Below are 11,161 nucleotides of genomic sequence, written 5' to 3' on the forward strand. Positions count from 1 at the left end.
CTGGATCGTGCCGGAGACCGCCCGGACCACCCCGTACATCGGCTCATCCAGCCGGCCATCCATCCGCAGCGGTGCGGGCAGGCGCGTCGCGCGGACGGTCGCGTTGCCCTGGGCGTCCCGGGTCACAACCTCGGGCGCCTCGGGCGCCTCCGGACCCAGGATCGCGGGCAGCACCGCCGCCGACGGCGTGGAGGGGACGGCCTGGGCGGCGGACGGCCCGGCGGCACAGAGGAGGCCAATGCCGGCGAGCAGGGCCGGGAACAACGGGCGACTCAAACCAGTGGATTATAGTAGCCAGACCCCACGTGGAGCACCTGATCAAGCAGTACGCGCTCGAGTCCGGCGCGCTCGAGATTCAGTACATCGAGGAATACTTCGGCGAGTTCCCCCGCAAGAAGTCCGCGGCCGAGATCATGCACCGACTCGAGGACCGCGAGAGCCTCATCCTCATGGCCGAGGCGCCGCTCCCCGCAGACCCGGCCGGCACCGTGGTGCCCGTCTCCTTCAAGATCGTCCACGAGCTGAAGGCCACCGAGACCGACCCCAAGCTGGCGGATCTCGTCGCGAAGCTGCGCGATGTCCTGGTGTTCGACGGGCGGCGCATCCTCTACACGTGGATCGGCGGTACGCGGCGCGACTGGCGCGGCCACGGCCACTTCCGGGCGCTCACCGAGGAATCGGAGGTGTGGGCGCACACGGCCGGCTTCCACGAGGTCGTCGTCAAGACCAAGAACCGCTTCTACGACATGCGCGGCACGCTCGACCATCTGCAGTTCGACGTCATCAAATACGAGCCGAACCCGACCGACAACCGCGACTCCAAGGTGTACCTCTCGAAGCAGCTCACAGCCGACGTGCTGCGAACGCACACCAGCCACCGCACGCTGACCTTCGCGTAGCGCGATCGGGCGACACCGGACCTGTCGCCGTTGGCCAGATCCGGCGTCGCCGTCCTTACATGCTTGCCGGGTCGGCCATCAGATACCCGAACTCCCAGGGGAAGAACGGGCCCATCAGTACCTCGCGCGGGAGGCTCCGCAGCCATCTGTCGACGCCAGTCACGTCCATGCGCCAGTGGACCGAGTAGATACGCAGCCTGACCGCGTCTGGCGGCAGAGGTGCGTGCAGGTCCAGTCGCGTGCTGAACGGCAGGTCAGCCACCCCCGCTTCGGTCTTCCCCACGGGCCTGTCGTGGCTGTCGAGGAAGTCGATCGTCACGGCGACATCGCGCAAGGTTCTGTCGTTGGTATTGACGAAGCTGCCCGCCCAGGCGCGCTGGCCCGCGGCATCCGTCACCACATCGCTGCGGACCAGCGCCAGGATTTCGTCCTCCTGGTGCACGACCATCCACCAGAACACCAGGAGCGGAAAGATCACCAGCGCGGCGAGAACCTTCCATACCTTGATCTGAATCGTCCAACTGCTGAAACGCCTGGGCCTCTCTTGTCCGATTGTCATGCATTCCTCCAGTGAATAATGGGACAGCTGACGCTAGTGCCGCCTCCCGCTGAAAGGCATGAGCAAACCCTGAGGAAGCGCTGAATGGCCGTTCGCCGCTACGATTTCGACCGCTTCAGCCTCGACCCTGTCGAGCGGCGCCTCTTTGACGGACCGGCGCTGGTGGAGATCAACAGCCGCTACTTCGACGCGCTGCTGTTGCTGCTGCAGCATCCCGGAACGCTCCTCAGCAAGGAGCGCTTTCTGCAGGACGTCTGGCAGGGCATTCCGGTCACCGATGAGGTCCTGACCCAGTGCATCAAGACCCTGCGCCGGCAGCTCGGCGACAGCGCCACGCAACCGCATCTGATCGAGACCATCCCCAAGCACGGCTATCGCTTCATCGCGGCCGTGAGCTGCGTGGCGGACGGTGACCCTGGACCAAACGACCAGAACCGTGCCCCGGCGCCACTGGCGGTAGCGCCTTCCGGCGCGTACGACTGGCGCCAATGCTGGCTGACCCTCGGTGCCGGCACCACCGGCGGCGGCGTGGCAGGCCTGCTCGGCGGCCTGGCATTCGGCCTTGCTGCCGCGGCGCAGGTGCAGCAGAGCGGCACTGGAGCCCTCTCGGCGCTACTGGTGATGGTGGCGGTGGCCACCCTGCTGGCCCTGATCGGCGCGGCCGGCGTCACGGGCGGCATTGCGGGGGCGCGACTCGTGGCGCGCAACGTCACGTTCGCGGGGTTGGTAGGCGGCGCACTGGGCGGTCTGCTCGTGGGCGCGTTCGGCCAAGTGATCGGCCACGACGCCTTCCTGCTGCTGTTCGGCCAGGCGCCCGGTGACATCACCGGTGGCCTGGAAGGCCTGCTGCTCGGCGCCGCGGTCGGACTTGCGGATGACCTGGGCCGACGCTTCGCCGCGGACGTGAGCGTTCGGCGCGGCGTGCTGGCGGCCGCGGGCATCGGCGGACTGGCCGGACTGCTCATCGCCGTGACGGGAGGCCAGCTGCTGGGCGGCAGCCTCGCGGTGCTGGCCGGAAGCTTCCCCGACGCGCGGCTGCATCTCGACCTGCTCGGGCCAACGGCCGCCACGGTGACGAACGCGCTGGAAGGGGCGTGGTTCAGCCTGTGCCTGGCCGGCGCGCTGATGCTGGCGCGGCGTTGAGCGAGACGTCAGACTCGCAGCGCTACTTCGCCTTGCTGTCCTTCGGCCCCTCGATGCCCAGCACCGGGTGCGGTTCGTACAGCTCCTCCAGATAGGCGATCTCGCCTTCGTCCAGCGTCAGATCCACCGCACCCACGGCCTGTTCGAGCTGTTCCAGCTTCGTCGTGCCGACGATCGGCGCCGTCACGCCCTTCGCGAGCAGCCACGCAAGCGCCACCTGAGACGACGGCACGCCACGCTTTGCGGCAACATCCCCGCAGCGGTCGGCGATCGCGAAGTCACTCTTCATCGAATACAGGTGATGCGCGAAGTCGTCCGTACGGGCGCGTGATGTGGCGGACCAGTCGCCCTGCTTCCGGTTCCCGGCGAGCACGCCGCGTGCCAGCGGACTCCACGGGATCACGCCGATGCCCTCCTTGCGGCACAGCGGCAGCATCTCCCGCTCCTCCTCCCGGTACAGCAGGTTGTAGTGGTTCTGCATCGAGACGAACCGCGACCAGCCTCGATGGTCCGCCATGGCCAGCGCCTGCGCGAACTCCCACGCGTAGCCGCTCGACGCACCGAGGTAACGCACCTTGCCCGCGCGGACGATGTCGTCGAGGGCCCGCAGCGTCTCGTCGAGCGGCGTCGCGCTGTCCCACCGGTGGATCTGATAGAGGTCGATGTAGTCCGTCCCGAGGTTCCGGAGCGACCGATCCACGGCGTCGAAGATGTGCTTGCGTGACAGGCCGCGCTCGTTGACGCCGGCCCTGGTCGGGTAGAACACCTTCGTCGCGATGATGACCTGGTCGCGGGAGGCGAAGTCCCGGAGCGCGCGCCCGACGACCGCCTCGCCCTCACCGGCCGAATAGAAGTCCGCGGTGTCGAAGAAGTTGAAGCCCAGCTCGATCGCGCGGCTGATGATGGCGCGGCTCGGCTCCTCCGCGAGCACCCATTCCCGCCACTGCGGCGTGCCGAACCCCATGCAGCCCAGGCACAGCCGCGACACCTTCAGCCCACTCGCCCCCAGATTCGTGTACTGCATCCGCCCCCTCGACGTACGAGTATAGACGCGGGTGCCGCGCGGCCCTCGCGCCCGGAGGGGCTACCGGGCTGACGGCGCGATGAGTTCAACCTCGAGGTCGTCCGGCCCCTTCACGTACAGCGCGGCCCCGACCTGCCGGACCTTCAGGCCCTGCTTCTCCAGCCTGGCGCGCATCGCCTTCGGGTCCTTCGCCGACATGCCGGGCACCTTGATGGCGAAGTGGTCCGTGCGCGGAATGGGTCCGCGCGAGATCCGGAGGTGCCCGCGCCCGCCGCCGGACTCCAGCGGGATCGTCGCGCGCTCGTTGGCGACGGTCGCCGGTCCGAGCAGCCGCTCATAGAACGCGGTGGTGCCCGCCAGGTCCACGGTCTTCAGTTCGACGTGGTGGATGCCGCCCGGCGTCACGAGCCCCGGACGGGCCGCTGCCCCGGCCACTGACGCCTGCAGCGCGGCGGCGGCACCCGCCAGAAACGCGCGGCGGTCGATCAGCCCGCGCTCGTAGCGATCCAGCCAGCTCTCGAACAACTCCATGCGCATGTTCCTCCCGCACGCCGTGATGGCACAGTGGCAGAATAGGCGCGTATGCGCTGGCTGCCAACTGTCGTCGTCGCTTCGTCGATTTTCGCGCTCACGGCCGTGCTGGACGGCCAGGCCCCGGACTGGACGCAGTGGCGCGGCCCCAACCGCGACGGCCGGTCTGCGGAAACCGGCCTGCTGAAGGACTGGCCGCAGGGCGGCCCGCCGCTCCTGTGGCGCTCCACCGGCAACGGTGGCGGCTACTCGTCGTTCGCCGCGTCCGGCGGCCGGCTGTTCACGCTCGGGACCCGCGGGTCGACGGAGTACGTCGTGGCGCTCGACGCGGCCACCGGGAAGAAGGTCTGGGAGACGCCGAACGGCGCCCTCTTCAGCAACGACCGGGGCGACGGCCCCCGCGGCACGCCCGTCATCGACGGCGATCGCCTCTTCGCGCTCGGCGGCAACGGCGACCTCGCGTGCCTGGACCTGGCCACCGGCAGGCCCGTCTGGAAGAAGAACATCCTGGCCGAGTTCAAGGGCGAGAACCCGTACTGGGGCATCAGCGAGTCCCCGCTGGTACTCGAAGACCGCGTGCTCGTCCAGCCCGGCGGGCGGAACGCCACGATTGTGGCCCTCAACAAGGCGACGGGCGAGGTCATCTGGAGAACGCCGGAAAGCGACCCGGCCGCGTATTCCTCGGCCGTCGTCGCCACCATCGGAGGTGTCCGGCAGGCGATCTTCTTCACCGAGCGGAACGGCATGGGCGTGGACGTCGCCACGGGGCGCGTGCTGTGGACCAACGACCGCGTCAACAACGGCACGGCCAACATCGCCACGCCGATCGTGAACGGCAGTAAGGTCTTCCTGTCGTCGGCGTACGATACCGGCGCCATCCTGCTGGACGTGACAGGCTCCGCCGCCAAGCAGGTCTACTTCACGCGCGAGATGATGAACCACCACGCGTCGTCGGTGCTCGTCGGGGAGTACCTCTACGGCTTCTCCAATTCGATTCTCACGGCGATGCGCTTCGCGGACGGCAAGGTCGCCTGGCAGCACCGCAGCGTCGGCAAGGGGTCGGTGATCTACGCGGACGCGCGGCTGTACCTGTTCAGCGAGCAGGGTCAGGTCGCACTCGCCGAAGCCACGCCGGTGCAGTACGTGGAGCACGGCCGCTTCCGGATCAACGCCGGCGAGCTGCCGACGTGGAGCCACCCCATCGTGACCCAGGGCAAGCTGATCCTCCGGGACCAGGGCACCGTGTACGCCTACGACATCACAGCCAAATAGGAGCACAACGCATGACTCGACTCACCTCGTTCACCCTCGCGGCCGTTCTGCTGGCCGGTCTCGCCGCGCAGGCCGCCGACCAGAAGCCCGCGCTCAGCGCTGCCGACTACGCGGAAATCCAGATGCTGTACGCGAAGTACAACTACGCGTTCGACAGCAGCAACCCCGAGATGTACGGAAGTGTCTTCACGCCGGACGGCACGTTCAAGATCGGCGCCGACCGGACGCTCAAGGGGCGCAAGGAAATCGGTGAACTGGCCGCCGGCCGCGGTCCGCTCAAGCCGCGCCCGAAGATCTTCCACATCTCCACCAACGTCCTCATCGAGCCCTCGGCCGAAGGCGCGAAGGGGTCGTCCTACGTCACGCTGATCGACCTGCAGAAGAACCCGGCGATTACCGGTGGCGGAACCTACGAGGACGTGATCGTGCGGACCAAGGAAGGCTGGCGCTTCAAGCAGCGCGCCTACTACGCCGAGGCCGCACCCGCAGCCCCTGCGGCGGCCAAGTAGGAGGTGGCGCGGCCTCGCGCCGCGCGGGCTCGCAGACACGACAACGGCCGGCGCAGCGCTGCTGCCCGGCCGTCCCGGATCCTGCCTCCGCCGGAGCCGCGCGACTAGTTGCCGGCGGGCCTGGCGGCCGGCGCGGGCAGACGCGGCGGCGTGAGGCGTTCGTGGTCGCCGCTGTCCGGCGTCCGCGTGTCGCGGTACTGCAGCTTCTTGCCGTAGGCCGTCCGGCCCGGCTTCTCCCAGTGCACCGCCGACCCGTCCATCGCCCTGATCAACTCCTCGGCGGGCGCGCCCGGCAGCGTGAATGACAGGTCCACCGACTCGGCGGCGGTCAGCTTCGGCAGCTTCCAGACGATCACGTCGCCCGAGGTGTCCGCCGGCGGAGGCACCGTGGCCCCCTGCTCGTTCGGATGTGTCGCCAGCGCAAGGGCCGGCAGCAGGCCGAGGCTGGCCAGCGTCTGCGTGCCCTTGTAGCCGGGGCCGGTGCCGCTGATGACCTTCGTGCCCGCGGGCACGCGCACGAACACGGTCAGCCCTTCGGCGTCGACACCCACGTTCTTGATGCCGCGGTTCGCCACGGTGACCTTGTAGGTGGTGTTGCCGCCGCTCTGCTCCGCGATCGTGATCGGTGCCGGGGCGTTACCCGGGTTGAAGCCGGTCTTGATCGCGCCAATCGAGGCGCGCACGCCGAGGTCCTCGACCATGAACTTGTAGATGGCGCGGAGGTTCGCCTCGGACAGGCGATCGGGCGAATAGTTGCCCATCATCGCCTGCTGCGGATACTTGCGCGTGTGCGTGTAGATCACCCGCTTGAAGTACTCGAAGTTGACTTCCTTCGCGTACTCGCCGAGCCACATGCGGCCCATCTTGTTCTCCGGCTCGTGGCACTGGCCGCAGCCGGTGATCTGCATGTAGACGCGCTGCTCGTACGGCGCGCTCGCCACCGCCGCGGGCCAGTGCCAGTGGCCGATCTCCTTCGCCGGCGGCTTCGCCTTCAGGAAGGCGTAGATCCCGTCGATCTGGGCGTCGGTGAGCTGACCTTCCGTATAGGCGAGCATCACGCCCCACGGCTTCCGGATCGCGTGCCTGAACTGCTCGACCGTCAGGCCGCGGGCGCCGGCCAGGTCCGGGCCGAATCCGCCTTCGCCGTTCTCGCCGTGGCAGAAGTAGCAGAGCTTTCCGCGGAAGGCGGCCTGCCCGGCCTTCGGGTCGCCCTGCGCGCCCGCCAGGGCCGGCAGCAACACCGCGATGGACAGCGCGACGAACACTCTCCGGGTCATGACGCCTCCTAGGCCTTGAGAATCGACTTCACGTAGGCGGGTGTCAGCGGAATCCGGCGCGCCATGACGCCCGTGGCGTCGAAGAAGGCCGCCGCCACGGCGTTAGCCGACACGGTGTTCGCCGCCTCGCCGCCGCCGTTGATGCCCCGGCCGTCGCGCGACGTGAACACCGTCTTCACCTGCGGCACGTCCCCCATCGATGGAATCCGGTACTTCGTCCAGTCCGTGCTCGTCACCTTCGACTGGTCGAACGTGACCTCCTCGAAGAGCGCTTCGCCGAGGCCCATGACCGTGCCGCCCTGGATGTTGGACGCCAGGTGCCTGGGGTTCATCACCTTGCCGACGTCGACGCCCGTCGTGAACGACAGCACCTTGACGGCGCCGGTGGCCGGCACTACTTCGATCTCCGCGATCCCCACCCACTGCGCCCCGCTGCGGATCACCACACCGACGCCCCGGCCGCGCACGGGTGTCGTGCCGGTCCGGCGCGCATCCGCGCTCGGCGACGGGCGGCTCTTCCAGCCGGCCGCCTGGGCCGTCTCCTTCAGAATCCCGATCAGGCGGGCATCCGTCGTGTGACGGATGCGGTAGTCGATCGGATCGGCCTTGGCCGACGCGGCGGCTTCTTCGACCGCCGCCTCCAGCGCGAAGTTCTGCTGCCGCTGCCACGGGGTCCGCATGATGTTGCCGCGCAGGCCGCCGTTGGCGGACTCGTTCGCGAGGTTCGCCGTGCCGAACGCGGATTCGACGACCGCCGGCACCTTGTCGTACGGCCACACCGTGGAGATCGCCGGGAAGAGCGGCTTCGTCTTCGGCGTGATCGTCGGCGCGCCGGCCAGCACCGCGCCGATCATCCGCGCGTCGTTCTCGTGCGGCGAGTACCAGTCGCTCTTGAACGCGACCATGTTGCCCTGCCCGTCGAGGCCGATCTTGACGTCGGCCACCCAGCCCGGCGACGTGCTCGACCACGCCAGGTCCTCGCTGAGGGTCCACTGCACGCGGACCGGCTTGCCGACCAGCTTCGACAGGATGGCCGCGTCCGCCATCGCACCGTCGCCGCCGAAGGTCGTGCGGCCGTACTGCCCCGGTCCCTGCGCCCACCGGATCACGACCTGCTCGACCGGCACGCCCATGATGTGCGCGATGTGCGCCCGGGCCCCCTGCGACTGCGACGACTGGGACCAGATCGTGATGCTGTCGGCCTTCACGTCGGCCGTGGCGACGTACGCCCCCATCGGCGCGTGACGCACATACGGCTGCTCGTAGGTCGCCGCAACCGTCCGGGCCGCCTTCGCCAGCCCGGCATCGGCTTTCGCGAGGTCGCCGCGGCGGCCGACGTCTTCCCACTTCGCCGCCCGCAGCGCCGCCGTCAGGTTGCTGCTCGGGGGCAGGCCGGACCACGCCGTCCACTTCGTCAGCGCCGCGACCGCGCGCGCCGCCGACACGGCTTCCCACTCGTTCGGCGAGACCACGGCCACGAGGTTCTTCTGCACGACGACTTCCGCCGTCGGGAACTTCGCCTTGTCGAGCCTGCCCGCTTCGACGAGCGTCGACCCGAGCGTGGCGGGACGGACCATCCGGGCGTGCAGCATGCCCGGCACCTTCACGTCGCCGCTGTAGACGGCCTTGCCGCGCACGATGTCCTCGATGGACGGGCGGGGATGATTGCCACCGACCACGGTGTATTGCTCGGTCCGCTTCATCGGCGGGTTGCCCGTCACGCTGAGGCCCATCAGATCCGCGATGCCGACCGGGTCCTTCGGGTCGACGCGCGCCAGCCGGCCGGCGACGGGGATCGTCAGACTCAACTGCTGACCTTTCACCAGGTCCGTGTAGCTGACGGACTTCCCGCCGCCGCTCACGACGCCGTTGGCGACCTTGAGGCTGGCGACCGGCGCGCCGAGCCGCTCGGCCGCGAGGCCCAGCAGCGCCTGCCGTGTGTAGGACGCCACCTTCTTCAGGTTGTTGACGCCGCCCAGGAAGCCGGCGGAGAAGCCGCCATCCGGCGTCTCGTCCGTGTGCCCGCCGATGATCGTCACCTTCGCGGGGTCGACGTCGAGCTCCTCGGCAACGGCCTGTGCGTAGAACGCGGTCGATGCCGTGCCGGTCTCCGTCTTGCCCGTGCGGGCGACGATCGTGCCGTCGGCGTGCAGTTCGAGCCACGAGGCGAGCTTCGTGGCATCCAGCGTGCGCGACGCGCCCTCCGCGGCGGCGGACGCCTCACGGACCGGCAGCGACGCCGAGACGACCAGGGCGCCGCCGGCCTTGACGAACGTGCGGCGCGTGAGTGTGGGGTTGATGAGGCTCATGCTGGTTCCCTCCGTCAGCCGGCGATGGCTTTGGACGCGCGCTGGACGGCGGCGACGATGCCGGTGTAGGTGCCGCAGCGGCACAGGTGCGGCGAGGGCGGGTTGTTCGTGAAGGCCGTGCGTATCTGTTCGACGGTGGGCTTCGGGGTCTTCTCCAGCAGGTCGACGGCGGCGATCATCATGCCGCTCTGGCAGTAGCCGCACTGCGGCACCTGCTCGTCGATCCACGCCTGCTGCACGGGATGCAGCGTGTCGGCCGTCAACGGCTTGCCGGTCCTGGCCGCCCACAGCCCGGGCAGGCCCTCGATGGTGTGGATCTTCTTTCCGCCGATGCGCGAGACGGTCGTCGTGCACGACCGGATCTCCTTGCCGTCGGCGAGCACCGCGCAGGCGCCGCACTGCGACATCCCGCAGCCGAGGCGCGTCGCCATCAGGTTCAGGTCGTTGCGCAGGACGTAGATGAGCGGGGTATCGGCGGCGGCGTTCACCGTGTGGGTCTTCCCGTTCACGGTCAGGGTGTAGCTCGGCATGGGAACCTCTGCTGAAAGAGCGGCGACGGAGTGCCGCGATTATACGCCCGGGCTCCGGGCTCAGCCGGGCGGAAGCTCGGCATACAGCACGGCGAACGCGGCGGCCGCGCCGCTCATGTCATAGGCGGCAAACCGCTCTGGCAACTGGAGTTCCGCCGCGGCCTGCCCGGGCGTGCGGCCCGCCGCCTTTGCGCGCCGGCCGGCCTCGACGAGCGCCGCGACGAAGTCCGCGTACTCCTCGACGTCCTTCCACTGCGCGGTCGTCGAGATCGGCATCACGGACTGCGGCTTGTGCGTGCCCACGCCGCCCGTCTTCGGCGACTCGCGGCCGGGCACCGCCGACCGGGCCGTCGTCACCGCCGCGCGCGCCTTCGCCAGCGTCTGCGCGAGGCCGAGCAGGCTCCCGCCGAGCGTCGGCTCGACCACCGGCACCGCCTTCCGCGGGAACAGTTCGCTCATGTACGCGAGGCGCTTCTCCTTGAAGACGATCAGCGCTTCGGCACCCGTGCGGCCGGGCCCGAGGACCATCAGATCCATGACGTCCGGGCCGTCGAGCAGCGTCGCCGTGCCGGTCACGACGGTCGACGGCGCGAACTTCGCCGCCGCGCCGGCGAACACGCCCAGTTGCGCCGCCCGATCCGCCACCGCTTTCGGCGCGATGACGGTCGTCACGTCCGGATAGTCCAGGTTCGCCTTCAGCGCCTCGACGGAGCTGCGCAGGTTCACGATGGTCCGCACGGGCTGATCCGTCACCGTGGAAAGCGCCTCGAGCGAGGCCTTCCCGAGCCCCGGCAACGGGTCGATCAGCACCACACCGTCGTCCCGCGTCAGTGCGACCGCGTTGGCGCCGCCGCCCGAGAGCACGAACAGGATGTCGTACGCGTTCAGATTCCAGAGCGTGACGGCCGGCGCGGCCGTCTGCGCCGCCACCTCCGCTCGCGGCAGGCCGGTGGCGGCGGCAAACAGCGCGACCACCGCGCATGCCGCCCGCGCACGCGGGCGCCTCACTTCCCGTCCTTCGCGAGCGACGCGGCGATGATCTCCTCGTCGTTGCGGGCATAGATGTGCCGGTTGGCGTAGGCCGGGTGCGACCAGTTCACGTTGACGA

The 11,161-nt window shown here is 69.3% G+C and carries 11 protein-coding genes and 1 pseudogene; 4 read left to right on the plus strand and 8 right to left on the minus strand.

The window, feature by feature from the left end; translation table 11 throughout:
- Window positions 1-264 (minus strand): annotated as a pseudogene (locus tag AB7E83_RS27625) (hypothetical protein); the annotation flags it as partial.
- A gap of 41 nt (window positions 265-305) precedes the next feature.
- Between AB7E83_RS27625 and AB7E83_RS27630 the strand changes: the two are divergent.
- Window positions 306-899, plus strand: a complete 594-nt coding sequence (locus AB7E83_RS27630) for a hypothetical protein (protein ID WP_428574657.1) — start codon at window positions 306-308, stop codon at window positions 897-899.
- A 55-nt stretch (window positions 900-954) separates the two neighbouring features.
- Here the strand turns inward: AB7E83_RS27630 and AB7E83_RS27635 are convergent, their stop codons facing one another.
- On the minus strand, window positions 955-1,458 hold the full coding sequence (locus AB7E83_RS27635; RefSeq protein ID WP_428574659.1) for an FxLYD domain-containing protein: 504 nt from the start codon (window positions 1,456-1,458) through the stop codon (window positions 955-957).
- An 84-nt stretch (window positions 1,459-1,542) separates the two neighbouring features.
- Between AB7E83_RS27635 and AB7E83_RS27640 the strand changes: the two genes are divergently transcribed.
- Window positions 1,543-2,601, plus strand: coding sequence for a winged helix-turn-helix domain-containing protein (locus AB7E83_RS27640; protein ID WP_428574661.1), 1,059 nt, complete (start codon window positions 1,543-1,545; stop codon window positions 2,599-2,601).
- 22 nt (window positions 2,602-2,623) lie between these two features.
- Here the strand turns inward: AB7E83_RS27640 and AB7E83_RS27645 are convergent, their stop codons facing one another.
- Window positions 2,624-3,625 (minus strand): aldo/keto reductase, encoded by a 1,002-nt coding sequence (locus AB7E83_RS27645; RefSeq protein ID WP_428574663.1) that lies wholly within the window; start codon window positions 3,623-3,625, stop codon window positions 2,624-2,626.
- A 60-nt stretch (window positions 3,626-3,685) separates the two neighbouring features.
- Window positions 3,686-4,156 carry a VOC family protein gene (locus AB7E83_RS27650; protein ID WP_428574665.1) on the minus strand — a complete coding sequence of 157 codons (471 nt, stop codon included), beginning with the start codon at window positions 4,154-4,156 and terminating at the stop codon, window positions 3,686-3,688.
- 51 nt (window positions 4,157-4,207) lie between these two features.
- Here AB7E83_RS27650 and AB7E83_RS27655 point away from each other — a divergent pair, with 51 nt between their 5' ends.
- Both AB7E83_RS27655 and AB7E83_RS27660 read left to right on the plus strand, forming a co-directional pair.
- Complete coding sequence (locus tag AB7E83_RS27655; RefSeq protein WP_428574667.1) at window positions 4,208-5,428, plus strand: PQQ-binding-like beta-propeller repeat protein; 1,221 nt, start codon at window positions 4,208-4,210, stop codon at window positions 5,426-5,428.
- A gap of 11 nt (window positions 5,429-5,439) precedes the next feature.
- Window positions 5,440-5,937, plus strand: coding sequence for a nuclear transport factor 2 family protein (locus AB7E83_RS27660; RefSeq protein ID WP_428574669.1), 498 nt, complete (start codon window positions 5,440-5,442; stop codon window positions 5,935-5,937).
- Window positions 5,938-6,041: 104 nt separating this feature from the next.
- Here the strand turns inward: AB7E83_RS27660 and AB7E83_RS27665 are convergent, their stop codons facing one another.
- The 4 genes from AB7E83_RS27665 to AB7E83_RS27680 are packed head-to-tail and all read right to left on the minus strand — an operon-like array spanning window position 6,042 to window position 11,061.
- The gene (locus AB7E83_RS27665; RefSeq protein WP_428574671.1) at window positions 6,042-7,214 is read right to left on the minus strand and encodes a c-type cytochrome; all 1,173 of its coding nucleotides are present in this window, start codon (window positions 7,212-7,214) and stop codon (window positions 6,042-6,044) included.
- A gap of 8 nt (window positions 7,215-7,222) precedes the next feature.
- Window positions 7,223-9,523 carry a molybdopterin cofactor-binding domain-containing protein gene (locus AB7E83_RS27670; RefSeq protein ID WP_428574673.1) on the minus strand — a complete coding sequence of 767 codons (2,301 nt, stop codon included), beginning with the start codon at window positions 9,521-9,523 and terminating at the stop codon, window positions 7,223-7,225.
- A gap of 14 nt (window positions 9,524-9,537) precedes the next feature.
- Window positions 9,538-10,053: a (2Fe-2S)-binding protein gene (locus AB7E83_RS27675; RefSeq protein WP_428574675.1), complete on the minus strand. Its 516-nt coding sequence runs from the start codon at window positions 10,051-10,053 to the stop codon at window positions 9,538-9,540.
- Window positions 10,054-10,113: 60 nt separating this feature from the next.
- The gene (locus tag AB7E83_RS27680; protein WP_428574677.1) at window positions 10,114-11,061 is read right to left on the minus strand and encodes a hypothetical protein; all 948 of its coding nucleotides are present in this window, start codon (window positions 11,059-11,061) and stop codon (window positions 10,114-10,116) included.
- Window positions 11,062-11,161 lie beyond the last annotated feature (100 nt).

The organism is Ramlibacter sp. (assembly GCF_050250995.1).
Lineage (GTDB): Bacteria > Pseudomonadota > Gammaproteobacteria > Burkholderiales > Burkholderiaceae_C > Ramlibacter.

Excerpts from the sequence above, each read along its gene's own strand:
- AB7E83_RS27635 (WP_428574659.1), bottom strand. The coding sequence starts at position 1,458 with ATGACAATCGGACAAGAGAGGCCCAGGCGTTTCAGCAGTTGGACGATT.
- AB7E83_RS27640 (WP_428574661.1), top strand. The coding sequence starts at position 1,543 with ATGGCCGTTCGCCGCTACGATTTCGACCGCTTCAGCCTCGACCCTGTC.
- AB7E83_RS27645 (WP_428574663.1), bottom strand. The coding sequence starts at position 3,625 with ATGCAGTACACGAATCTGGGGGCGAGTGGGCTGAAGGTGTCGCGGCTG.
- AB7E83_RS27650 (WP_428574665.1), bottom strand. The coding sequence starts at position 4,156 with ATGGAGTTGTTCGAGAGCTGGCTGGATCGCTACGAGCGCGGGCTGATC.
- AB7E83_RS27655 (WP_428574667.1), top strand. The coding sequence starts at position 4,208 with ATGCGCTGGCTGCCAACTGTCGTCGTCGCTTCGTCGATTTTCGCGCTC.
- AB7E83_RS27660 (WP_428574669.1), top strand. The coding sequence starts at position 5,440 with ATGACTCGACTCACCTCGTTCACCCTCGCGGCCGTTCTGCTGGCCGGT.
- AB7E83_RS27665 (WP_428574671.1), bottom strand. The coding sequence starts at position 7,214 with ATGACCCGGAGAGTGTTCGTCGCGCTGTCCATCGCGGTGTTGCTGCCG.
- AB7E83_RS27670 (WP_428574673.1), bottom strand. The coding sequence starts at position 9,523 with ATGAGCCTCATCAACCCCACACTCACGCGCCGCACGTTCGTCAAGGCC.
- AB7E83_RS27675 (WP_428574675.1), bottom strand. The coding sequence starts at position 10,053 with ATGCCGAGCTACACCCTGACCGTGAACGGGAAGACCCACACGGTGAAC.